General features: G+C 65.3%; 23 protein-coding genes. 4 read left to right on the forward strand and 19 right to left on the reverse strand.

Going from position 1 to position 21,458, the window contains the following annotated elements; translation table 11 throughout:
- The 3 genes from dnaK to PSUB009319_RS16775 all read left to right on the forward strand — a co-directional run bounded on the left by dnaK (position 1) and on the right by PSUB009319_RS16775 (position 5,316).
- Positions 1-1,965 (forward strand): molecular chaperone DnaK, encoded by a 1,965-nt coding sequence (gene dnaK / locus PSUB009319_RS16765; RefSeq protein ID WP_124383327.1) that lies wholly within the window; start codon positions 1-3, stop codon positions 1,963-1,965.
- 134 nt (positions 1,966-2,099) lie between these two features.
- On the forward strand, positions 2,100-3,251 hold the full coding sequence (gene dnaJ / locus PSUB009319_RS16770; protein ID WP_124383328.1) for a molecular chaperone DnaJ: 1,152 nt from the start codon (positions 2,100-2,102) through the stop codon (positions 3,249-3,251).
- 166 nt (positions 3,252-3,417) lie between these two features.
- A complete protein-coding gene (locus PSUB009319_RS16775) occupies positions 3,418-5,316 on the forward strand; it encodes a bifunctional chorismate-binding protein/class IV aminotransferase (protein WP_124383329.1) in 1,899 nt (632 codons plus the stop codon).
- Here PSUB009319_RS16775 and PSUB009319_RS16780 read toward each other — a convergent pair.
- From PSUB009319_RS16780 to PSUB009319_RS16820, 9 genes are all read right to left on the reverse strand, one after another.
- Positions 5,260-5,934: an ATP-binding cassette domain-containing protein gene (locus PSUB009319_RS16780; protein ID WP_374704208.1), complete on the reverse strand. Its 675-nt coding sequence runs from the start codon at positions 5,932-5,934 to the stop codon at positions 5,260-5,262. The two genes, PSUB009319_RS16775 and PSUB009319_RS16780, sit on opposite strands and share 57 nt — an antisense overlap.
- Positions 5,935-5,954: 20 nt before the next feature.
- Positions 5,955-6,662 (reverse strand): ABC transporter permease, encoded by a 708-nt coding sequence (locus tag PSUB009319_RS16785; protein ID WP_124383331.1) that lies wholly within the window; start codon positions 6,660-6,662, stop codon positions 5,955-5,957.
- Between the two features lie 11 nt (positions 6,663-6,673).
- Positions 6,674-7,492, reverse strand: a complete 819-nt coding sequence (panB, locus tag PSUB009319_RS16790; RefSeq protein WP_124383332.1) for a 3-methyl-2-oxobutanoate hydroxymethyltransferase — start codon at positions 7,490-7,492, stop codon at positions 6,674-6,676.
- A gap of 61 nt (positions 7,493-7,553) precedes the next feature.
- Positions 7,554-8,198, reverse strand: coding sequence for a deoxynucleoside kinase (locus PSUB009319_RS16795; protein ID WP_124383333.1), 645 nt, complete (start codon positions 8,196-8,198; stop codon positions 7,554-7,556).
- Positions 8,199-8,227: 29 nt separating this feature from the next.
- The gene (gene folK / locus PSUB009319_RS16800; protein WP_124383334.1) at positions 8,228-8,743 is read right to left on the reverse strand and encodes a 2-amino-4-hydroxy-6-hydroxymethyldihydropteridine diphosphokinase; all 516 of its coding nucleotides are present in this window, start codon (positions 8,741-8,743) and stop codon (positions 8,228-8,230) included.
- Positions 8,740-10,311, reverse strand: coding sequence for a polynucleotide adenylyltransferase PcnB (gene pcnB / locus PSUB009319_RS16805; RefSeq protein WP_124383335.1), 1,572 nt, complete (start codon positions 10,309-10,311; stop codon positions 8,740-8,742). The genes folK and pcnB overlap by 4 nt, the downstream gene beginning before the upstream one ends.
- Positions 10,312-10,323: 12 nt before the next feature.
- On the reverse strand, positions 10,324-10,998 hold the full coding sequence (locus PSUB009319_RS16810) for an HAD family phosphatase (RefSeq protein ID WP_124383336.1): 675 nt from the start codon (positions 10,996-10,998) through the stop codon (positions 10,324-10,326).
- Between the two features lie 52 nt (positions 10,999-11,050).
- Positions 11,051-11,752, reverse strand: coding sequence for a DnaA regulatory inactivator Hda (hda, locus tag PSUB009319_RS16815; protein WP_124383337.1), 702 nt, complete (start codon positions 11,750-11,752; stop codon positions 11,051-11,053).
- 55 nt (positions 11,753-11,807) lie between these two features.
- The gene (locus PSUB009319_RS16820; protein WP_124383338.1) at positions 11,808-12,878 is read right to left on the reverse strand and encodes an AI-2E family transporter; all 1,071 of its coding nucleotides are present in this window, start codon (positions 12,876-12,878) and stop codon (positions 11,808-11,810) included.
- A gap of 165 nt (positions 12,879-13,043) precedes the next feature.
- Here PSUB009319_RS16820 and purM point away from each other — a divergent pair, with 165 nt between their 5' ends.
- Positions 13,044-14,093, forward strand: a complete 1,050-nt coding sequence (gene purM / locus PSUB009319_RS16825) for a phosphoribosylformylglycinamidine cyclo-ligase (RefSeq protein ID WP_124383339.1) — start codon at positions 13,044-13,046, stop codon at positions 14,091-14,093.
- 80 nt (positions 14,094-14,173) lie between these two features.
- Here the strand turns inward: purM and PSUB009319_RS16830 are convergent, their stop codons facing one another.
- From PSUB009319_RS16830 to ccmC, 10 genes are all read right to left on the reverse strand, one after another.
- Entirely contained in the window at positions 14,174-14,611 is a 438-nt protein-coding gene (locus tag PSUB009319_RS16830) for a lipoprotein (RefSeq protein WP_124383340.1), read from the reverse strand.
- Positions 14,612-14,649: 38 nt separating this feature from the next.
- Positions 14,650-14,913: an Ada metal-binding domain-containing protein gene (locus PSUB009319_RS16835; protein ID WP_124383341.1), complete on the reverse strand. Its 264-nt coding sequence runs from the start codon at positions 14,911-14,913 to the stop codon at positions 14,650-14,652.
- 25 nt (positions 14,914-14,938) lie between these two features.
- Positions 14,939-16,024, reverse strand: a complete 1,086-nt coding sequence (gene ada / locus PSUB009319_RS16840) for a bifunctional DNA-binding transcriptional regulator/O6-methylguanine-DNA methyltransferase Ada (protein WP_124383342.1) — start codon at positions 16,022-16,024, stop codon at positions 14,939-14,941.
- Between the two features lie 95 nt (positions 16,025-16,119).
- Positions 16,120-17,037, reverse strand: a complete 918-nt coding sequence (gene ccmI / locus PSUB009319_RS16845; RefSeq protein WP_124383343.1) for a c-type cytochrome biogenesis protein CcmI — start codon at positions 17,035-17,037, stop codon at positions 16,120-16,122.
- Positions 17,034-17,510 carry a cytochrome c-type biogenesis protein gene (locus PSUB009319_RS16850; RefSeq protein ID WP_124383344.1) on the reverse strand — a complete coding sequence of 159 codons (477 nt, stop codon included), beginning with the start codon at positions 17,508-17,510 and terminating at the stop codon, positions 17,034-17,036. The genes ccmI and PSUB009319_RS16850 overlap by 4 nt, the downstream gene beginning before the upstream one ends.
- On the reverse strand, positions 17,503-18,045 hold the full coding sequence (locus tag PSUB009319_RS16855) for a DsbE family thiol:disulfide interchange protein (protein WP_124383345.1): 543 nt from the start codon (positions 18,043-18,045) through the stop codon (positions 17,503-17,505). The genes PSUB009319_RS16850 and PSUB009319_RS16855 overlap by 8 nt, the downstream gene beginning before the upstream one ends.
- Entirely contained in the window at positions 18,042-20,060 is a 2,019-nt protein-coding gene (locus PSUB009319_RS16860; protein ID WP_124383346.1) for a heme lyase CcmF/NrfE family subunit, read from the reverse strand. The genes PSUB009319_RS16855 and PSUB009319_RS16860 overlap by 4 nt, the downstream gene beginning before the upstream one ends.
- A complete protein-coding gene (gene ccmE, locus PSUB009319_RS16865) occupies positions 20,057-20,527 on the reverse strand; it encodes a cytochrome c maturation protein CcmE (RefSeq protein WP_124383347.1) in 471 nt (156 codons plus the stop codon). Before ccmE ends, PSUB009319_RS16860 begins: the two co-directional genes overlap by 4 nt.
- Positions 20,524-20,670, reverse strand: coding sequence for a hypothetical protein (locus tag PSUB009319_RS22950; RefSeq protein ID WP_185453494.1), 147 nt, complete (start codon positions 20,668-20,670; stop codon positions 20,524-20,526). Before PSUB009319_RS22950 ends, ccmE begins: the two co-directional genes overlap by 4 nt.
- Positions 20,667-21,455, reverse strand: a complete 789-nt coding sequence (gene ccmC, locus PSUB009319_RS16870; RefSeq protein ID WP_124383348.1) for a heme ABC transporter permease CcmC — start codon at positions 21,453-21,455, stop codon at positions 20,667-20,669. Before ccmC ends, PSUB009319_RS22950 begins: the two co-directional genes overlap by 4 nt.
- Between the last annotated feature and the right edge of the window lie 3 nt (positions 21,456-21,458).

The raw sequence follows: 21,458 nt of genomic DNA on the forward strand, positions 1-21,458 counted from the left end.
ATGGGCAAAATCATCGGTATCGACCTTGGTACCACCAACAGCTGCGTTTCCATCATGGAGGGCAACACCCCCAAGGTGATCGAGAACGCAGAAGGCGCACGTACCACCCCGTCGATCATCGCCTACATGGAAGACGGCGAGATCCTCGTCGGTGCCCCGGCCAAGCGCCAGGCTGTGACCAACCCGAAGAACACGCTGTATGCCGTCAAGCGCCTGATTGGCCGCAAATTTGAAGAGAAGGAAGTCCAGAAGGACATCGGCCTGATGCCGTACACCATCAGCAAGGCCGACAACGGTGACGCCTGGGTGGAAGTGCGCGGCCAGAAGCTGGCCCCGCCGCAAATCTCGGCCGAAACGCTGCGCAAGATGAAGAAGACCGCCGAGGACTACCTGGGCGAAGAAGTGACCGAAGCCGTGATCACGGTGCCGGCGTACTTCAACGATTCGCAGCGCCAGGCCACCAAAGACGCTGGCCGTATCGCCGGTCTGGACGTCAAGCGCATCATCAACGAGCCGACTGCGGCTGCGCTGGCCTTTGGCCTTGACAAGAATGAGAAGGGCGACCGCAAGATCGCCGTGTATGACCTGGGTGGCGGTACGTTCGATATCTCGATCATCGAGATTGCCGACGTGGACGGCGAAAAGCAGTTCGAAGTGCTGTCGACCAACGGCGATACGTTCCTGGGCGGTGAAGACTTCGACCAGCGCATCATCGATTACATCATCGGCGAGTTCAAGAAGGACCAGGGCGTTGACCTGTCGAAAGACGTGCTCGCACTGCAGCGCCTGAAGGAAGCCGCTGAAAAGGCCAAGATCGAGCTGTCGAGCACGCAGCAGACCGAAATCAACCTGCCGTACATCACGGCCGACGCCTCGGGCCCGAAGCACTTGAACCTGAAGATCACGCGCGCCAAGCTCGAAGCGCTGGTCGAAGACCTGATCGCCCGCACGATCGATCCGTGCCGTACCGCCATCAAGGATGCTGGCGTGAAGGTGTCGGACATCCACGACGTGATCCTGGTCGGCGGCATGACGCGCATGCCGAAGGTGCAGGAGAAGGTGAAAGAGTTCTTCGGCAAGGAAGCCCGCAAGGACGTGAACCCGGACGAGGCCGTTGCCGTGGGCGCTGCCATCCAGGGTCAGGTGCTGGGCGGTGACCGTACCGACGTGCTGCTGCTGGACGTGACGCCGCTGTCGCTGGGCATCGAAACGCTGGGCGGCGTGATGACCAAGATGATCGGCAAGAACACGACCATCCCGACCAAGTTCTCGCAGACCTTCTCGACCGCCGACGACAACCAGCCGGCCGTGACGATCAAGGTCTACCAGGGCGAGCGCGAGATGGCTTCCGGCAACAAGATGCTGGGCGAATTCAACCTCGAAGGCATTCCGCCGGCACCGCGCGGCACGCCGCAGATTGAAGTGTCGTTCGACATCGACGCCAACGGCATCCTGCACGTCGGCGCGAAGGACAAGGCGACCGGCAAGGAAAACAAGATCACGATCAAGGCAAGCTCCGGTTTGTCGGAAGCCGAGATCGAGCGCATGGTGAAGGACGCCGAGGCCAACGCCGAGGAAGACAAGAAGCTGCGCGAGCTGGTCGACTCCCGCAACCAGGGTGAAGCGCTGGTGCACTCGACCAGGAAGGCACTGGGCGAGTACGGCGACAAGCTGGAAGCTGGCGAGAAGGACAAGATCGAAGCCGCGATCAAGGAACTTGAAGAGGCCCTGAAGGGCACCGACAAGGCCGCGATCGACGCCAAGTCCGAAGCGCTGGCAACCGCCTCGCAGAAGCTGGGCGAGAAGGTCTACGCCGACATGCAAGCCAAGGGTGAAGCCGGTGGTGCTGAACAGGCCGCTGGTGCTCAGGCTGGTGCCCAGGCCGGTGCGCAGGCAGGACACGGTGCTCCGCACGACGATAACGTCGTCGACGCCGAGTTCAAGGAAGTGAACGACAAGAAGTAAGCCGAATCGTCCGCTTGGCGGACGTGAAGGACCGCCGGGCAGTGGTCATTGGGTTGTGCAGAGCGCACCTGATGCCACGCTCGGCTTTTTTGCTATTCGACACGCAGTAAAAACAGGCGACGACTGAAGCCACCATGGCAAAACGTGATTACTACGAAGTGCTCGGGGTGGGTAAGAACGCGAGCGACGACGAGATCAAGAAGGCTTATCGCAAGCTCGCGATGAAGTACCACCCGGACCGCAATCCGGACAGCAAGGAAGCGGAAGAGAAGTTCAAGGAGGCCAAAGAGGCCTACGAGATGCTCTCCGAACCCGAGAAGAAGGCCGCGTATGACCAGTATGGCCATGCGGGTGTCGACCCCAACATGGGCGCCGGCTTCGGCGCGGGCGGCGCAGGTTTTGGCGGCGGCTTTGCCGAAGCCTTTGGCGACATCTTCGGCGACATCTTTGGCCAGGCGCAGGGCCAGCAGGGCGGCCGTCGCGGCGGCGGCCCGCAGATGTACCGCGGCGCTGATCTGCGCTACAGCATGGAGATTACGCTGGAGCAAGCCGCGCACGGCTATGACACACAGATCCGTGTGCCGCACTGGGACGAATGCGACCACTGCCACGGCAAGGGCGCCGAGCCAGGCTCCAGCGTGGAGACCTGCCCGACTTGCCACGGCGCCGGCCAGGTGCGTGTGTCGCAGGGCTTCTTCACGATGCAGCAGACCTGCCCGAAGTGCCACGGCAGCGGCAAGTACATCCCCAAGCCGTGTACCAAGTGCCACGGCCAGGGCAAGTTGAAGAGCCAGAAGACGCTGGAAGTGAAGATTCCGGCCGGCATCGACGAAGGCATGCGCATCCGTTCGTCGGGCAATGGCGAGCCTGGCATCAACGGTGGCCCCCCGGGCGACCTGTATGTGGAAATCCACATCAAGCAGCATCCGATGTTCGAGCGCGACGGCGACGACCTGCATTGCCAGATGCCGATCTCGTTTGCCACGGCGGCTATCGGGGGTGACATCGAGGTGCCGACGCTGGGCGGCCGTGTCACGTTTCCGGTGCCTGAAGGCACGCAGGCCGGCAAGACGTTCCGCCTGCGTGGCAAGGGCATCAAGGGCGTGCGCTCCGGCTATGCGGGTGATCTCTATGTCCACATCAACATCGAGACACCGGTCAAGCTGACCGAGCACCAGAAAGACCTGCTCAAGCAGTTCGACAAGTCTGTGCACGAGGGCGGTTTGCGGCACAGCCCGCAAGAGCAAACGTGGATGGACAAGGTGAAGAACTTCTTCTCTTCGTAAGAAACCGCGTAAAGCTACTGCGCGCTCCGATCTTGATCCCGAGTTTGCCAAATGTGTGCTCGCCGTACCCATGTACGGCTGCGCTTCTCAAATCAACCTCGGGGCGCTCGCTACGCTTTTCAGAGCTTCCGAAAATATCCGATTGTCGATAATCGAGGATATCGTCATGCAGTTGCCGCAAGCCGGCGCGCCGTTCGCGCTGCTGGACGATGCCACCTCAGGCGGTGTGCCGTGCTCGCGCTGGTACACCGGCTATGCAGGCGAGTTTTTCCGGCCGGCCGGTGTGCTGGATGGGCTGGACGACGATCTCCGCGCTGCGTGGCGCGAGGGCTTGCATGCGCTGATCATCGCGCCGTACGAGTTTGGCGAGCCGCTGGTCGGCTTGTCGACTTCCACCGCAGTGTCTTCCGCATTGCCCGGCCACGATGGCCGCTTGCGCGTGCTGCTGTTCCGCTCGCTGCAGGTGCTGTCGCCGGCCGAGGTCGACGCGCTGTTCCGCGCATGGCCCGAGGCGACGGGCGCGGCCGGTTTATTTGACTGTGCCGCCAGCGTGGATCATGCCACCTACACGCACGCCATTGACCGCATCCACGGCTGGATTGCGGCGGGCGATACCTACGAAGTCAACTACACCTACCGCCTGCGCATGACGGCGTTCGGCGCGCCGGCTGCGTTGTATCGCCGCCTGCGTGCGCGCCAGCCGGTGCCGTACGGGGCGTTTATCGGGCTGCCGGAGGGCGGGGCGATTCTGTCGTGCTCGCCGGAGCTGTTTTTCTCGCATCGCGCCGGCCAACTCGTCGCGCGGCCGATGAAGGGCACCGCGCCCGCCACGGGCGATGCCGAAGTTGACGAGACCCGCGCCATTGCGCTGGCCGCCGATGAGAAGAACCGCGCCGAAAATCTGATGATTGTCGACCTGCTGCGCAACGATCTGGGTCGTCTCGCGCGTGCGGGCTCGGTGCGCGTGCCGGCGCTGTTTGAGGTGACGCCGTTCGGCAGCGTGCTGCAGATGACGTCGACTGTGGAAGCGGAGATCCCACCCGCCACCGGTCTCGCCGATTGTCTGCGCGCGTTGTTTCCGTGTGGCTCCATCACCGGTGCGCCCAAGCGTCGGACGATGGAGATCATCAATGCGCTGGAGCCCCTGCAATCTGGCAGGCGCGGCCTGTATACCGGTGCCATCGGCTGGGTCGATGCGCCTGCTGATGAGCGCGCGATGGGCGATGCGTGTTTCTCCGTGGCGATCCGCACGCTGGTTCTCGGTGCGCCCGGCACCGATGGCCTGCGCACGGGCGAACTCGGCATTGGCTCGGGTATCGTGCATGACAGCATCGCCGACGAGGAATACGCGGAGTGCCAACTGAAGGCGCGGTTCGTGACTGCGCTCGATCCGGGGTTGTCGTTGTTCGAGACGATGCGCGCAACGCGTGATGGTGTGGCGCTGCTGGATTGGCATTTGGCGCGATTGGAGCGCTCTGCGGCTGCGTTCGGTTTTCCGTTCGATCGCATTGCGCTGACGGGTGATGTGTCGCGTGCGTGTGCATCGTTGGAAGGGGAGGGTGCCTATCGCATGCGCCTGTTGCTCATGCCGGACGGCGCCGCCAACGTATCGGCAGCGCCCTTGCCGCCGCTGCAGGCAACGTGGGAAGCGCCGGTGCGTCTGCTTGTCGCCCCGCAAGCGCGCGAGGTCACGCACAGCCTGCCCACGCACAAGACCACGCTGCGTGCTGGCTACGACGCGGCCTGGCAGGCGGCCGAGCGCGAAGGCGCATTCGATGCGGTCTTCTTCAATGCGGATGACACGCTGGCAGAGGGCGGGCGCAGTACGGTATTGATCAAACTGGATGGCGCGTGGTGGACGCCACCGTTGTCTGCGGGTGTTCTGCCGGGCGTGATGCGCGCTGTGTTGTTGAGCGACGCCACGCCGTGGCTCAACGGGCCGCTGCGCGAACGATCACTCACCCGTGCCGACGTCGCCCGCGCCGAGGCCGTTGCCGTGTGCAACGCGCTACGCGGCGTGATGCCCGCGCATTTCGAGCCGGCCCTGACCGCCGACGTGTTCTAGCTTCCAGCGCGCCACGCCGGGCAGGTTGATGAGCTCGCGGTCGTGGCAGACCATCAGCAGCGTGCGGCCCTCTGCTGCCAGTTCCCCTACCAGCGCGATGACTTGCTCGCGTGCGGCGCCGTCCAGATTTGAAGTTGGCTCGTCGAGCAGCAGCACATCGGTGCGCAGCGCGCGGGCACGTGCCAATGCAAGGCGTTGCGTTTCGCCACCGGACAGGCGTTCGGGCGATACATCCACCACCTGCTGCAGGCCCGCCCAGCGGAGCGCATCGTCGACACGCGCAGCCAAGTCCGCATGTGCCACGCGGTGCGGGCCCGTCGTCAGCCCGTAGGCCAGATTCGCGCGTACCGACGTGCGGAACAGATACGGATGCTGATGCACGTAGGTCAGTCGTGCACGCAGTTCGGCCGGATAGGGCGACAGCGGTTGCCGCCCTCGGCCCAGGTCGACGGTCGCACCGTTGGCGGGCGCCAACCCTGCCAGCATGCGCAACAGCGTGGTCTTGCCGACGCCGTTGGCCCCCGTGATGACAATCGCATGCCCTGCCGACAACGCCAGGCGCGGAATCTCGAACAGTAGGCGCGCGCCATGCTGGCAGCGCAGGCCCTCAAACACCATCGTCGGCTGCGACGGCACGCTCACGCTGTTTCCCCGCGATAGTTGCCGGCCCCCTGCAGCCACGCGAGCACGAGATTGACGAGCAACGCCAACACGATCAGCACGATGCCCAGCGCAATGCCTTGCGCGAACTCGCCCTTGCTCGTCTGCAATGCAATCGCCGTGGTCATGGTGCGCGTGAGGCCTTCGATGTTGCCGCCGACCATCAACGCAGAGCCCACTTCAGCAATGACCCGGCCGAAGCCCGCCACTACCGCGGCCATCAAACCGAATCGCAGTTCACGGAAAACCGTCAGCAGCAGCCGAATGCGTCCGGCCCCGAGCACACGCGCGGTTTCAGCGAGGCGCGGATCGGCACGCTCAAGCGTTGTCAGCGCAAACGCGACGATGACCGGCAGACCGAGCACCGCCTGCCCGAGGATCATCCCGCCCTGCGTGAACAGCAGCCCCAGACCGCCCAGCGCCCCTTGGCGCGAGAGCAGCAGATACAGCAGCAGCCCGATCAGCACCGTCGGAAACGACAATGACGCCTGCGCCAGCACCACCAGCGCCCGGCGCCCGGCAAAACGGTGCATGGCGATGAGGTAAGCGATGAGCAGACCCAGCGGCGTTGCCAGCAGCAACCCCGCCAACGCAACCTTCAACGACACCCAGACGATCAGCCACAACGCCGCATCCCCGCTAACAAGCAGGGCGAAGGCGTCGACGGTGGCCGACCAGATTTCCATGAGGATGCCGCTTAGGCGAAGGTGTGTTCCGGGCCGGGGAACGTGCCGTCCTTGACGGCAGCCACGTACGCAGCGACGGCAGCATCGATGGTGGTCTGCCCGTCCATGAAGTTGCGCACGAATTTGGGCCGATGGCCAGGGAACACGCCCAGCATGTCGTGCATGACGAGCACCTGGCCCGAGCACTCCAGCCCCGCGCCGATGCCGATGGTCGGGACGCTCAGCAGGCGCGTCACTTCGCCAGCCAGCGTGGCAGGCACCGCTTCCATAAGCACCATCTGCGCGCCGGCATCCTGCACGGCCAGCGCGTCGGCCTTGAGCTGCGCCGCCGCTTCGTCGCCACGGCCCTGCACCTTGAAGCCGCCGAAGGCATGCACCGACTGCGGCGTCAGGCCGATGTGCGCACACACCGGAATGCTGCGTTCGATCAGGAACTTGATTGTCGGCGCCAGCCACACACCGCCTTCGAGCTTGACCATCTGCGCGCCGGCCTGCATTACACGCACCGCGCTGTGGAAAGCCTGTTCGGGCGTGCCGTAGGTACCGAAGGGCAGGTCCGCCATCAGCAACGCTTTGTCGATGCCGCGCGATACGCATTCGGTGTGATAGGCGATGTGTTCCAGCGTGACGGGCAGCGTAGTCTTCTGCCCCTGCATCACGTTACCGAGCGAATCGCCGACGAGCAGCACGTCGGCGCCGTTGCGGTCCATCAGGGCGGCGAAGCTGGCGTCGTAGGCGGTGAGCATGGCAATGCGCTCGCCGGCGGCACGCATGGCCTGCAGCGAAGTCACCGTGACGGCCTTGCGGTTCGATTCCTGGAGATAGCTCATGGACTGGACTGGAGTTGGGCGCCGCAATGGCTCGGCCCACGCCACCCATGTGGCGGACCCGCTATCGCGTTGCCAGCTTGATGAATTCCTTGGGGCCGCGCATCGCGTCGATGCGGGCGAGCAAGGTGCGGAAATCGTCGTCGTCGCCTGCGGGGTCGAAGGCAGCGGTATCGACGATCAGCGTCGGTGCGGCATCGTAATACAGAAACAGCTCGCCGTATGCGGCACAGATGCGTTCGAGGTATTCGGCGTCGATGCCGGTTTCGTAAGGAACGGCGCGGCGCGTGATGCGCGGCAGAAGATCTTCCGCGCGTGCCTGCAGGCAGATCACGAGATCGATGCGCTGTTGCGGCAAGGCCAGTGCGCTGGCCATCGCGTCGTACAGCGCGAGTTCATCGGCGGGCAGCGTGAGTTGGGCGAACAGGCGGTCGCGCGGCAAGAAGCTGTCAGCGACGATGCGTTCACCGGCGAGTGTCGCCTTGTGCCACGTCTTCAGGCGCTCGGCACGCTGCAGCAGGAAGCGCAGTTGCACCGGCAGCGCATAGCGCGCGGGGTCTTCGTAGAAGCGGGCGATGAAGGTGTTTTCTGTGGGCGTCTCGAACAGCGTGGCCGCGCGCAGATGGTCGGCCAGGCGCTGTGCCAGCGCGGTCTTGCCCACGCCGATGGGCCCTTCAACAACGATGCGGCGCAGATGATCCAGTGCCATCGGCTAATGGTTGTGCGTCATGCAGGTGATCAGGCGGCGGGTTGCTTGGCGCGCATGCACTGGCACATCGTGGTCTTCTCGATGCGCTGGTCGGCCACGCCGGACAGCAGTTCAGCCACGGCGCCAATGCCCGGAATCACGAGATCGGGCGCCAGTTCATGCAGCGGCAGCAGCGTAAAGGCACGCTGGCCGACGCGCGGATGCGGCACAGTCAGCTCGGGTGAGGTAAGGACGTGATCGCCGTAGAGCAGCAGGTCCAGGTCCAGCGTGCGCGGCGCGTTGTGGAATGGGCGCTCGCGGCCGAACTGGTCTTCGATGTGGTGACAGATGCGGAGCACTTGGTCGGCAGTGAAGTGCGACTCGATGCGCACCACGGCATTGATGTAGTCGTCGCCGCTTGAGTCGACCGGCGCGCTGCGATACAGGCTCGATTTGCCGGTGACGGTGATGCCAACCTGTTGTGCGAGGCAGACCACGGCGTCTTTAACTGCCTGGCGCGCGTCGCCCAGGTTGGCGCCGATGCCGATGTACGCCACTGTCTTCACGTTTCCTCCGAGCCTTCCGGACCAACGTGGCCAACTGTATCCGATTTTGCTGGACCGCGTCGGCGGCGGCGGCGCTTGGCCGGGCCGCTGGTGCCGGTGTTTCCGGCGGGGCTCGGCGCATGCTTGGCTTGCGCCATCAGTGCCTCGCGGGCTTCGCTGTCACCGCTCTGGAAGTTGGTCCACCAGTCAGCGAGTTCCTGCGGCAGTTCGCCCGAGGCGCAGCGCAGAACGAGAAAGTCGTAACCGGCGCGAAAGCGCGGCGACTCCAGCAGGCGATACGGCATGCGGCCCGAGCGCTTTTCAAAGCGCGGCTGCATGCTCCAGATTTCTTTCATGTCGGCCGTGAAGCGGCGCTGGATGGCGAGTTGCTCGGTCTGGCGGTCGAGCACTTCGTCCATGGCGGTGTGCAGCGCGGGGATCAGCGGTTCACCGGCCGCACGACGGCGGTTCCAGTGTTCGAGCACGTGGTGCCACAGCAGCGAGGCGAACAGGAAACCCGGCGAAACCGGTTTGCCGGCCTTGACGCGATCGTCGGTATTGTCGAGCGCGAGCTGCACGAAGCGCTGGCCCATCGGCTGCTCCAGCGCGACGTCCAGCAGCGGCAGCAGGCCGCGATGCAGGCCGGCCTTGCGCAGTTCCTGCAGCGATGCCCAGGCATGGCCCGACATCAGCAGCTTCAACATTTCGTCGAACAGGCGGGCGGCCGGCACGTTGTGGATCAGCGGGCCCAGTTCAGCGATCGGCGCGCGCGTGGCGGGGTCGATATCGAAACCGGTTTTGGCCGCGAAGCGCACCACGCGCAGCATGCGCACCGGGTCTTCGCGGTAGCGTGTGAGCGGGTCGCCGATCATGCGCAGCGTGCGGCCGCGCATGTCTTCCATGCCGTGATGGTAGTCATGTACCGTCTCGTTGGACGGGTCGTAATACATCGCATTGACGGTGAAGTCGCGGCGCGTGGCATCTTCGGCCTGGGTGCCCCAGACGTTGTCGCGCAACACGCGGCCGCTGGCGTCCACAGCGTGCGTGTGGTGGTCCAGCTCGGTGCGCTTGACGCGCTTGCCGGCGGGCACCTGCTCCGCGTCCACCGCATCGACCAGTGCGCGGAAGGTCGAGACTTCGATGATTTCCTGATCGCGTCCGCCGTAGAACGTCACGTGCACGATCTGGAAGCGGCGGCCGATGATGCGCGAGCGGCGGAACAGCGCCTGCACCTGTTCGGGCGTGGCGTTGGTCGCCACATCAAAATCTTTTGGCTTGATGCCCAGCAGCAGGTCGCGCACGGCGCCGCCGACGATGAAGGCGCTATAACCGGCTTCCTGCAGCGTGGACGTGACCTTGACCGCGTTGCGCGAGAGCAGCTTCGGATCGATGCCGTGCTCGTGCTCGCTCCATACGCGCGCCTGGCGCCGGGCGTAGCTCAGGCCGCCTGCGGCCTGGGTGCGCGCCTTGGCCGTTTTGGGCGGCCTGGGTGCGCGGGGCTTCTTGGCGGCGGGCGTTCCCGGTTCGGCAGGAGCGGTGGGCTCTGCGGAGGTCTTGCCCAGCAGGCGATTGATGAGTTTCTTGATCACGCCGCGCTCTGCTTAGAAAAGATCCATGATGCGCCAGTTGCGCGCGGCTGCGAGGTTGCGCAGCGTGTCGTCGGGGTTGGTGGCCACCGGGTCGGTCACTTCTTCCAGCAGCGGCACGTCGTTGGCCGAATCGCTGTAGAAGGTGCTGCGCTCGAAGTCGCTCCAGCCGCGGCCCATGTTGGCCAGCCACTCGTGCACGCGCGCGACCTTGCCTTCGCGGAAACTCGGCGTGCCGGCCACGTCGCCGGTAAAGGCGCTCTCGGGCGCGCCGTCGGCGGTGGCCGGTTCAGTGGCGATCAGATGATCGATGCCAAACGCCTGGGCAATCGGGCGGGTGACGAAGCTGTTGGTGGCGGTGACCACGCAGCACAGGTCGCCCGCTTCCAGATGTTTGTAGACCAGCGCTTGTGCCTGCGGTGTGATCTTGGGGCGGATCACGTCGTGCATGAACTCAGCGTGCCACTGGGCGAGCGTGTCGCGCGAGTGGGCGGCAAGCGGTGCCAGGGCAAAGCGCAGGAATGCGTGGATATCCAGCGTACCGGCCTTGTAGTCGGCATAGAACTGATCGTTCTTGCGCTGGTATTCGGACGCGTCCACCACGCCGCGGCGGATGAGGAAGCGTCCCCACTCGTGGTCGCTGTCGGTGGGGATGAGGGTGTGATCGAGGTCGAAGAGGGCCAGATTCATGGGCGGCGATTTTACCCGAAGGTGACGTCACCAGCCGCGACGGCCATCGCATTCACTTCATTAACGCGAGCATGTCGCGCACGAGCGGCAGGGTGACGGCGCGCTTGCGGGCGAGCGAATAGGTGTCGAGGGCGTCCAGCAGGGCCATCAGGCTCGGCATGTCGCGATAAGAGTGCGTCACAAGCCACTGGGGAACGTCGGCCGAAAGCTGCATGCCGCGTTCACGGGCGGCCTGGCGCAGGGCTCCAACCTTGTCGGCGTCGGATAACGGGCGTAACCAGTAGACCAAGCCCCAGCCCAGGCGCGTGCGCAGGTCCTCGCGCAGCGGCATCGACATGGGGGCAACTGCCCCGGCGATGGCGATGGCGGCATGTGGGTGCGCGCGCACTTCATTGACGAGGTTGAACACAGCAATCTGTGCCCATTCGTCCAGTCGCTCCGCGTCGTCGATGGTCCAGACGGTGATGGTCGGGTCGAATTCGAAGGCTTCGGGCGGGGCGTCGGGTTCCAGCGTGCGGACTTCGTAGCCACCGGCTTCGGTCTGGGCGCAGATGGCCTGCAGCAGATGGCTGCGGCCGCTGCCCTCTTCACCCCAGAGGTAGACGAGGCGGTCGGTTGCGGTGCCGTCCACCACCTGCGGAATCAGGGCGCGCAGGCGCAGCACCGCCTCTTCGTTGCCGGTGGCGACGAAGTTGTCGAAGGTCGGGGCGGGCGTCGCACCGAGTTCGAGCGGGAGCTGTTCGGGTGTGGCCATGAAACGTGAGGCGGCGGATGAGTCGCAGTTGGCTCGCGGTTAGTTCGCAGTTGGCTTATTCGCGGTACAGCTTGCTGCCCAGATAGAGCTGGCGAATCTGCCGCAAACCGACCAGCAGCACCGCGCTGATCGGTAGGGCCAGCAGGATACCGAAAAATCCGAACAATTGGCCAAAAGCCAGCAAGGCGAGGATGACCGCCAGCGGATGCAAGCCGATGCGTTCGCCCACCAGGCGCGGCGTCAGATAGAAGCTTTCCAGGAACTGGCCAATGCCATAGACCACCGCCACCGCCAGCAGGCCGTACAGGTTGCCGAACTGCAGCAGCGCTGACAGGATCGCCAGCGTCAGGCCCACGCCAAAGCCGATGTAAGGAATGAACACGGCCAGCCCCGTGAAGATGCCCACCGGCAGCGCCACGTCAAAACCTGCCAGCGCCAGGCCCGCCGAGTAATACACCGCCAGCACCAGCATCACGATGACCTGGCCGCGCAGGTATTGGGAGAGCAAGCCGTCGGTCTCGGCCGCCAGCTCGCGCGTCTTGGGCAACCAGCGACGCGGCACAGCGGTCTCGATGCGGCGCATGAGCATGTTCCAGTCCATCAGCAGGTAGAACATGACGATCGGCACCAGGAAGAAGATGCCCAGCACCTGCGCGGCCGCCGAGCCCGACACGCGCAAGTAGGTCAGCGCCCGAGCCATCACATCGTCCGGACTGGCGGCGAGCTGCTCGGTCAACAGCTTGCGCAGGCCGGGGAAATCCAGGCTGACATGCAGGCCCATATCGGCCAGCTTGGGCGAGAGGAACGCGTTGAGCTTGGCCAGCATGGCCGGCAATTGCTCGCGGATGGCCGGAATCTCCCGCTGCAGCACGGCCAGGATCAGCAGCATCAACGCCACACCCACCACCGTCAGCACCAGGATCATCAAAAACACCCCCAGCACGCGCGGCACGCGGCGGCGCTGCAGCCATTCGACACCTGGGTGCAGGATGTACGACAGGATGAACGCGAAGACGAAGGGCGTGAGCGTGGGCGCCAGCGCCTTGAGCAGCGCCAGAAAGACAAGCGCCACGGCGATCCAGGCGAGCGTGCGCTTGGTTTCCTGCGACAGCACGGGGGCGTTCATGAGGGGGCGATGGTTCCGATTGCGGGTGGATGAGTCGGAAAAGCAGCCATCGGGCAGGCCGCATCCGGTAAAATTGCGATTTTACTGGACCGGCGGGTCCATTTTTGATGACTTCCCGCTGCCGTCTGGTCTTCCTTACCGGTTTTTTTCTATTCAGACGTCAGTATGAGCGCTTCCGAAACCCCATCCGCAGGCCTGTCTTACCGTGACGCGGGCGTCGACATCGAGGCGGGTGACGCCCTGGTCGACCGCATCAAGCCATTTGCCAAGCGCACCATGCGCGAAGGCGTGCTGGGCGGCATCGGCGGCTTCGGCGCGCTGTTCGAGTTGTCCAAGAAGTATCAGGAGCCGGTGCTGGTGTCCGGCACCGACGGCGTGGGCACCAAGCTCAAGCTCGCGTTTGCACTGAACCGCCACGACACGGTCGGCCAGGATCTGGTCGCCATGAGCGTGAACGACATCCTGGTGCAGGGCGCCGAGCCGCTGTTCTTCCTCGACTACTTTGCCTGCGGCAAGCTGGATGTGGACACCGCCGCCACCGTCGTCAAGGGCATCGCCCAGGGCTGCGAGTTGGCCGGTTGCGCGCTGATCGGCGGCGAAACGGCCGAAATGCCGAGCATGTACCCCGACGGCGAATACGACCTGGCCGGCTTTGCCGTTGGCGCGGTTGAAAAGCGCAAGATCATCGACGGCACGACCATTGCCGAGGGCGACGTGGTGCTGGGCCTGGCTTCGTCGGGCGCGCATTCGAACGGCTACTCGCTGGTGCGCAAGATCATCGAGGTGTCGCGTCCGGACCTGAACGCCGACTTCCACGGCCAGCGCCTGCAGGACGCCATCATGGCGCCGACGCGCATCTACGTGAAGCCGCTGCTGTCGCTGATCGAAAAGCTGCCGGTCAAGGGCATGGCGCACATCACCGGCGGCGGTTTGACCGAAAACGTGCCGCGTGTGCTGCAAGACAACCTGACCGCTGTGCTGCACAAGGATGCATGGACGTTGCCGCCGCTGTTCCAGTGGCTGCAAAAGGCCGGTAACGTGGCCGATGACGAAATGCACCGTGTGTTCAACTGTGGCATCGGCATGGTGGTGATCGTCTCGGCGGCCGATGCGCAGGCGGCCATCGCGCACCTGGAAAACGCTGGCGAGGCGGTCTACCAGATCGGCGAGATCCGCGCCCGCCAAGGCGGCGAAGCACAGACGATCGTGGTCTGACGATCTGACACGAAGTTCGCACCCAACAAAAAACCGCCGATGTGTTCGGCGGTTTTTTTATGCGCGTCGTTGTGCGGGGCTTACTTCAGCGGCACGTATTCGCCGCTTGCCGGGTCATCCTTCTGTAGCGCGCCGGTGCTCTTGTCGATCAGCAACGTGACCACGTGCGGCGCCGTGTTCGGATCGCCTCCACACGCCGGGGTGTGGTTTTCCAGCACCTCGACGTTGTAGTGCATGTCGTCTTCCTGGCTGGCCATGAACGACAGGCAATCGGTCGACAGGCTGGTCAGCTTGTATTTCTCAATGGCGGCGCGGGCGATGTCCACCGCCTCGGCTTGCTCGGCCTCGCTGAGGGCAGAAGCGCTGGCGGCGGGAGCCGCAGGTGTGCTCGCGGGCGCCGGGTTGGGCGCGGAAGCAGGGGCAGATGGCGGCGCGGCGGGCTTCTGTGTGTCGCCGGAACGGCCGCAGCCCGCCAGCGCAACGGTGGCGAGCACGGCAAGAAACAGGGGTTTGATCATGGCGCGCAGGGCGTGTGTTCGAAGTCAAGACCGCGACTTTACCCGGAATGCGTCGATCTTTTCCACGCCGCATACGCCTGTGGCATGCACACCGCGCAGGGCCGGTAGCCGGCGGCTTGCGCGTCCGCCGCGTTCAGAAAGAACACGCGGTGGCGCACATAACCGCCGCGCGCGATGGCCTGGCGTGCGGCGGGGCAGTCGAGCCGACCGTAGATGCGCGCACGCCGATGCCCGCCCAGTGTGCCGGGCACGGCGCTTTCATAGGGCCCGCCGCTGGCGCCGATGCGTGTCCACGTTTTCACGTGGCCTCATGCCCTTCATGGCCCTTCATGCGGCGGATTGCGCCTCGCGCTCCAGCAGCGCCAGTTTGCGCTCCACGCCCCAGCGATAGCCCGAGGCGCTGCCATCGCGACGGATCACGCGATGGCACGGGATCGCCACCGCAATGTGGTTGGCCGCGCAGGCCTGCGCCACCGCCCGCACCGCCTTGGGCGCGCCGATGCGTGCGGCAATCTCGGCGTAGCTGGTGGTGCTGCCGGGCGGCACTTCGCGCAGGGCTTGCCACACGCGCTCCTGGAACGCGGTGCCGCGCACATCCAGGGGCAAATCCAACCCGATAGACGGCGCTTCGATCAGCCCCACCACCTTGGCAACGAGCGCTTCAAAGCCCGCATCGCCACCGATGAGTTCCGCCTTGCGGAAGGTGTCCTGCAGATCGCGCACGAGCGCGTCGGGGTCGTTGCCCATCAGGATTGCGCAGATGCCGCGGTCGCTTTGCGCCACCAGGATCGAGCCGAGTGAGCATTCGCCCACCGCAAAGCGGATCGTGGACTGCGCGCCGCCCGCACGATAGCGGCTGGCCGTCATGCCGAGCACGTTGTCCGAGGCTTCGTAGAAGCGGCTGCTAGCGTTGAAGCCGGCGTCGTAGATGGCCTCGGTGACGGTGCTGCCGCGCCCTAACTGCGTGCGCAGTTTGCGGGCGCGGTGCGCATCGGCGTAAGCCTTGGGCGTCAGCCCCGTGACGCTCTTGAACAGGCGGTGGAAGTGATACGGACTCAGGCCGGCGTCTTGCGCGAGCGCGTCAAGCGTGGGCGGAGTGTCGGCAGCCTCGATACGGCGGCACGCTTGTGCGACGAGCGCGGTTTGCTGCGCGCGCACTGTGGTCTGGTCGGGGCCGGCGCGGCGGCTCGGGCGGTAGCCGGCGGCCTCGGCATCGGCGGGTGTGTCGAAGAATTCGACGTTTTCGGGGCGCGGCAGGCGCGATGGGCTGCTCGGCTGGCAATACACGCCGGTGGTCTTCACGGCATAGACGAATTGCCCGTCGGCGCGGGCATCGCGCGCAAGCACGCGAGCCCAGCGCGGGTCGTGTATGACGGAGGTGGTGTCCGATACGGTGCGGGTGGCGGTTTGCATGGCGTCATCCAGTGGACTGCGATGACTGTACTGTAGGTGCGGGGCTCGGCCGGGGCACTCCGGGTCTTGCGGTCAAATTCGGGGCACTGCTTGCGTCACTTGCCGGCGGATGTTTCGGGCTGATCGGCGCGTGCAGCAGCTAGGTTGGCGGCGATCCGCTTGGCGCTTGCGGATTCGGGCGGCAGCAGCCGGTAAAGGTGCTCCCACTGGGCGATTGCGTCTTTCGCGTCACCACGCTCGACTGCGGCGGAGGCGGCCAGGGCGAGCGCCTTGGGCTCGTCCGGATCGGCCTTGAGCGCGAGGCGGATTTGCTCGGTGGGCGGACCGGCGAGGACGCCGTCCTGCGCGGTGGCGAGCGCGTCGGCGTAATCGGCGCGCAAGCTGGCGACGTCGGGGGCCAGTGCCACCGCCTTCGCGTAAGCGGCGATGGCATCGGCTGGACGCTCCATTGTGCTGTAGGACCGCGCGAGCAGTGCCCAGCCGGGTGCATCGTCTGGCGTGTCGTGCAGCCGCTGTGCGAGGCTGTTGACCATCGATTCGATCTGCGCCTTGTCCCCAACCCGTCCACCCGTGTGATCGCCGCGGGCGGCGGTCATCATGTCGCCTGGCATCCAGAGCGAGGTGGGCTTGCCCAGGTGTTGGTAGAGCAGCACGGCGGCGGTGGGCAACGCAGCCAGCAGCAGTGCGGCAAGCACGACAGGGCGGCGGTCGGGTCGGGCCTGTGCGATGGCGGCGGTGCCGGTGTCAGCCGTATCGTCCAGCAGCCGCTGGCCGAGCTCCGCGCGTGCGCGCGCGTGATCGGCGGCATCAATCGCGCCAGTGTGGAGGTCGGCATCCAATTCGCGCAGTTGGTCTTGGTACCACCGGACCATCTGGTTGCGCGCGGTTGGGCGTTGGAGCGCCGTATCGCCAATATGGCTGCGCGGATGTCGCAGCAGCGGCGTCAGCAGGACTGCCATGGTGATGGCTGTCAGGGCGGCTGCCAGCAGCCAGAACAGGGTTATCACGGTCATGGGCGCGTGTCTTCTGGTGATGATGCAAGCAGGGCGGCGAGGCGCGCTTGCGCGTCAGAGTCCAACGGCTCTATCTCAGCGGTGGCGGACGTTGCTCGCTTGCGGGACGACGCGATGCCAAACACCACCGCCACCAGCAGCAGCGCGGGGCCAAACCACAGCAGATACGTCAGCGGCTTGACGGGCGGCCGGTAAAGGACGAAATCGCCATAGCGCTGAACGAGGTAGTCCTTGACGGCGTCGTCGGTGGCGCCGTCACGCAATTGTTCGCGAATCTGGCGGCGCAGGTCGACAGCCAAGTCGGCGTTTGAGTCGGCCAGGGTCTGGTTCTGGCAGACGAGGCAGCGCAGTTGCTCCGACAGCGTGTGGACCCGCGTGTCGAGATCGACGTCGGCCGCTGCGGCAAAGGCGTGCATCTGCAACGCGAACGCGGTGACGCCAGCGGCAACGAGGGCAGCCAGTTGCTTACGCATGACCACCTTCCTGTTCCAGTTGCTGCAGAAGCGGCTCGATCTTGCGTTCCATGGAGTCGGCCGTGACGGGGCCGACCTGCCGATAGCGCACCACGCCGGCGCGGTCGATGATGAAGGTTTCCGGCACCCCGTAGACGCCGTAGTCAATGCCGACCTTGCCGTCTGCGTCGATGAGCGAGGCGGCATACGGGTCGCCCATCTGCTTGAGCCACGCGCGTGCGGCGTCGGCGTCGTCCTTGTAATTCAATCCGTAGATGGGCACCCGCGATTGCTTGGCAAATGCGTTCAGCACGGCGTGTTCGGCACGGCAGGCGGTACACCACGACGCCCAGACGTTGAGCATCCAGACCTTGCCGCGCAGGTCTTGCGGCGTGAGCGTGCCGACAGCCGGTTCCAGCGCCGCCAGCTTGAACGCAGGTGCAGGCTTGCCGACCAGCGGCGAGGGCAACTCACGCGGATCACGTGACAGCCCTGCAGCCAGCGCAATCACCAGGACGAAGAACGCCGCCAGTGGCAGCATGTAACGCAGCTTCACCTTGGCTCCTCGGTTGCCGGCAGCGCCAGCGTTGGGTTTGCCAGGGCTGCGTCAGGCGTGCTGCGCGGTGTAGCGGCACGGCGGCGCAGCCGGTAGCGGCGATCGCACACGGCCAGCAGGCCGCCGATCACCATCAGCACACAGCCGCCCCAGATCCAACTGACGAAGGGCTTGATGTAGATGCGCATGGCCCAGCTGTCTTGCCCGATGGATTCGCCCAGCGCGACATAGAGATCCCGCGAGATGCCGCTGTCGATGGCGACTTCGGTCGTCGGCGTTTCCTGACTGTGGTACAGGCGCCGCTCGGGCAGCAGTGTGGCCACGGGTTTGCCGTTGCGGCTGACCTCGACGTGGCCGCGCAAGACGTCGTAATTGGGGCCTTGCGCCGGCGCAACACTGGTGAGACGGAACGTGTAGCCGCCCACCTCCGCCGTGCCGCCCACGCGCACCGGCAGTTCGCGCAGCGTCTCCTGGCTCAGCACCAGCGTGACCCCGGCGATGAACACGCCGACCCCCGCATGCGCCACCAGCATGCCGAAGTAGCTGGGCGGCAACTGACGCAGTGTCGTCAATCGATTGCCGGGCTGGCGCAGCTTTTCCGCCAGGCTGGCCAGCGCGCTTGCGAGGCACCATGTGGCCAGCATCAGCCCAAGACCTGCAAGCGCAGACGCCCGATACACCAGTGCCAACCCGAGCCCGATGACAACACTGGCCACCGCCGCCCAGCGCAGCCGCACCGCCATCGACGGCAGTGCACCGTGACGCCAGCGCGCCAGTGGTGCCGCACCCATCAACAGCACCGCAGGCGACATCAGCGGTACAAAGACTTGTTCAAAGTACGCCGGGCCCACAGAGATCTTGCCCAGCCGCAACACGTCCAGCACCAGCGGATACAGCGTGCCGAGCAACACCGTGGCTGCCGCCACCGCCAGCAACACGTTGTTGGCGAGCAGGAACGATTCACGCGCGAACAGCGAGAACGCCGCGCCTTCTGATGCACTGCTGGATAACCGCTTTGCGCGCCACGCAAACAGGCCCAGCGCGCCGCCAGTGACCACCCCCAGCAGCGCGAGGATGAAGAGACCGCGCTTCGGGTCTACCGCAAACGCATGCACAGAAGTCAGCACGCCCGAGCGGACGAGGAAGGTGCCCAGCAGGCTCAGCGAGAACGTGAAAATGGCCAGCAGCGCCGTCCACGCGCGGAACACGCCGCGCTTTTCCGTTACGGCCAGCGAGTGGATCAGCGCGGTGCCAGCGAGCCAAGGCATGAACGACGCGTTTTCGACCGGGTCCCAGAACCACCATCCGCCCCAACCCAGTTCGTAATACGCCCATGCGCTGCCAAGCATGATGCCGGTGGTCAGGCACGCCCAGGCGGCGGTCGTCCATGGCCGTGACCAGCGGGCCCAGGTGGCATCGAGCCGACCGGAGAGCAGGGCAGCCATCGCAAACGAAAACGCCACCGCAAAACCCACGTAACCCATGTAGAGCATGGGCGGATGCGACACCATGCCGGGGTCTTGCAGCAGCGGATTGAGATCGCGCCCTTCCATGGCCGGCGGCAACAATCGCAGGAACGGATTCGACGCCAACAGCAAGAACAGCAGCAGCCCCGTGCTGATCATGCCCATCACACCCAGAACGCGCGCCACGACGGGCGGCGGCAGTTGCCGGCTGAACACCGACACCGCGAGCGACCACAGCGCCAGCATCGTCGTCCACAACAGCATCGAGCCCTCGTGCCCGCCCCACACAGCCGCCACGCGATAGGGCAGCGGCAGCGCACTGTTCGAGTTGGCGGCCACGTACAGCACGCTGAAGTCGTTGCTGACGAAGGCCCACGTCAGCGCGCCATACGCCAGCAGCACCAGCGCGCACTGCATGCGGGCGGCCGGCCGTGCGACGGCCATCCAACGTTCGTTGTTGCGGGCCGCACCAACCAGCGGCAACACAGATTGCACGCTGGCCGTCAGCAGCGCCAGAATCAGTGCGAAGTGGCCGAGCTCGGCAATCATTGCGACGCGCTCCGGGCAGATCCCTTCGCCATCTGCTCATTGACTTGCGCCGCGCGGCGCACGGCATCGGCGGCTTCGGGCGGCATATAGTTCTCATCGTGCTTGGCGAGCACTTCGTTGGCGACGAAGACACCGTCTTCGCCGAGCCGGCCGCGTGCCACCACGCCCTTGCCCTCGCGGAAGAGGTCCGGCAGCAGGCCGTGGTAGACGACCGGCACACCACGCGCCGTGTCGGTAACGATAAAGCGGATGGTCATGCCATCACGCTCGCGCTGGATGGAGCCGCGCTCGACCAGCCCGCCCAGGCGGAAGACCTGGGCCACGGGCGCTTCCTTGGCGGCGATCTGGCTGGGGCTGAAGAAAAACACCAGGTTGGAGCGGAACGCATTGAGTGTGAGCGCGGTGGCCGCGCCTGCGCACACCAGCGCGGCGATCAGGATGCCCAGGCGGCGTTGTCTGCGCGTCATAGGGCGTTACTGTCGGCGTGATTCACGCGGTTGGCCGCGCGCCAGCGGCGCGCCAGCAGCAGCACTTCGGCTGCGATGCAGATGGCCGCCATGGCAAATGCGCCCGCAATGTAATCGACGTGATTGACGGTGAACTGGCTCATGCTGGTGTGCTCAGGTTGTGGTCTGCGTCGGCGTGTTCGCGCATGATGCAGCGCACGCGGATCAACGCGACGCAGATGCTGTACATCCAGCACGCGAGCGTCATCAGCAGCATTCCGAGCAGCATCGTCATTGCCATTGACGGTGCCGCCGTCAGGCTGATGGATGCGCCTTGGTGAAGCGTGTTCCACCACTGCACCGAAAAATAGATCACGGGAATGTTGACCACGCCCACCACGGCCAACACGGCACAGGCGCGTTCGGCGCGGCGCGGGTCTTCAATGGCGCTTTCCAGCGCAATGAAGCCGAGGTACAGAAACAGCAGCAGCAACTCGGATGTCAGTCGCGCATCCCACACCCACCACGTGCCCCACGTCGGCTTGCCCCACAGCGCGCCCGTCCACAGCGCAATGGCGGTGAACAGCGCGCCGGTGGGCGCCAGCGCAGAAGCCATCATTGACGACAGGCGCGTGCGGAGCACGAGCGCCAACGTGCAGTAGCCCGCCATCACCAGGTAGATGAACATCGACATCCATGCGGCCGGCACGTGCAGGAAGATGATCCGGTAGACCTCGCCCTGTTGCGCGTCGGTGGGCGCCAACACAAAGCCGACATAAAGACCCGCGATGAGAAACAGGAGCGCCGCCGCACCAAACCACGGCACCAGTTTGCGCGCGAGCGGATCAAATCGCACCGGTGATGCATACGCCAGCCAGTTCCAGCGTCGAACGGCGGGTTCTCGCGCAGCGGCCATGGGGTTGGTGTGGAGTCCGGAGCGATTTGTCATCGG

The organism is Ralstonia sp. SET104 (assembly GCF_003851545.1).
Classification (GTDB): domain Bacteria; phylum Pseudomonadota; class Gammaproteobacteria; order Burkholderiales; family Burkholderiaceae; genus Ralstonia.

Bases quoted from the DNA above. Each gene is read 5' to 3' on its own strand.
- dnaK (WP_124383327.1), top strand. From the start codon at position 1: ATGGGCAAAATCATCGGTATCGACCTTGGTACCACCAACAGCTGCGTT.
- dnaJ (WP_124383328.1), top strand. From the start codon at position 2,100: ATGGCAAAACGTGATTACTACGAAGTGCTCGGGGTGGGTAAGAACGCG.
- PSUB009319_RS16775 (WP_124383329.1), top strand. From the start codon at position 3,418: ATGCAGTTGCCGCAAGCCGGCGCGCCGTTCGCGCTGCTGGACGATGCC.
- PSUB009319_RS16780 (WP_374704208.1), bottom strand. From the start codon at position 5,934: ATGGTGTTTGAGGGCCTGCGCTGCCAGCATGGCGCGCGCCTACTGTTC.
- PSUB009319_RS16785 (WP_124383331.1), bottom strand. From the start codon at position 6,662: ATGGAAATCTGGTCGGCCACCGTCGACGCCTTCGCCCTGCTTGTTAGC.
- panB (WP_124383332.1), bottom strand. From the start codon at position 7,492: ATGAGCTATCTCCAGGAATCGAACCGCAAGGCCGTCACGGTGACTTCG.
- PSUB009319_RS16795 (WP_124383333.1), bottom strand. From the start codon at position 8,198: ATGGCACTGGATCATCTGCGCCGCATCGTTGTTGAAGGGCCCATCGGC.
- PSUB009319_RS16810 (WP_124383336.1), bottom strand. From the start codon at position 10,998: ATGAATCTGGCCCTCTTCGACCTCGATCACACCCTCATCCCCACCGAC.
- hda (WP_124383337.1), bottom strand. From the start codon at position 11,752: ATGGCCACACCCGAACAGCTCCCGCTCGAACTCGGTGCGACGCCCGCC.
- PSUB009319_RS16820 (WP_124383338.1), bottom strand. From the start codon at position 12,878: ATGAACGCCCCCGTGCTGTCGCAGGAAACCAAGCGCACGCTCGCCTGG.
- purM (WP_124383339.1), top strand. From the start codon at position 13,044: ATGAGCGCTTCCGAAACCCCATCCGCAGGCCTGTCTTACCGTGACGCG.
- PSUB009319_RS16830 (WP_124383340.1), bottom strand. From the start codon at position 14,611: ATGATCAAACCCCTGTTTCTTGCCGTGCTCGCCACCGTTGCGCTGGCG.
- ada (WP_124383342.1), bottom strand. From the start codon at position 16,024: ATGCAAACCGCCACCCGCACCGTATCGGACACCACCTCCGTCATACAC.
- ccmI (WP_124383343.1), bottom strand. From the start codon at position 17,037: ATGACCGTGATAACCCTGTTCTGGCTGCTGGCAGCCGCCCTGACAGCC.
- PSUB009319_RS16850 (WP_124383344.1), bottom strand. From the start codon at position 17,510: ATGCGTAAGCAACTGGCTGCCCTCGTTGCCGCTGGCGTCACCGCGTTC.
- PSUB009319_RS16860 (WP_124383346.1), bottom strand. From the start codon at position 20,060: ATGATTGCCGAGCTCGGCCACTTCGCACTGATTCTGGCGCTGCTGACG.
- ccmE (WP_124383347.1), bottom strand. From the start codon at position 20,527: ATGACGCGCAGACAACGCCGCCTGGGCATCCTGATCGCCGCGCTGGTG.
- PSUB009319_RS22950 (WP_185453494.1), bottom strand. From the start codon at position 20,670: ATGAGCCAGTTCACCGTCAATCACGTCGATTACATTGCGGGCGCATTT.
- ccmC (WP_124383348.1), bottom strand. From the start codon at position 21,455: ATGACAAATCGCTCCGGACTCCACACCAACCCCATGGCCGCTGCGCGA.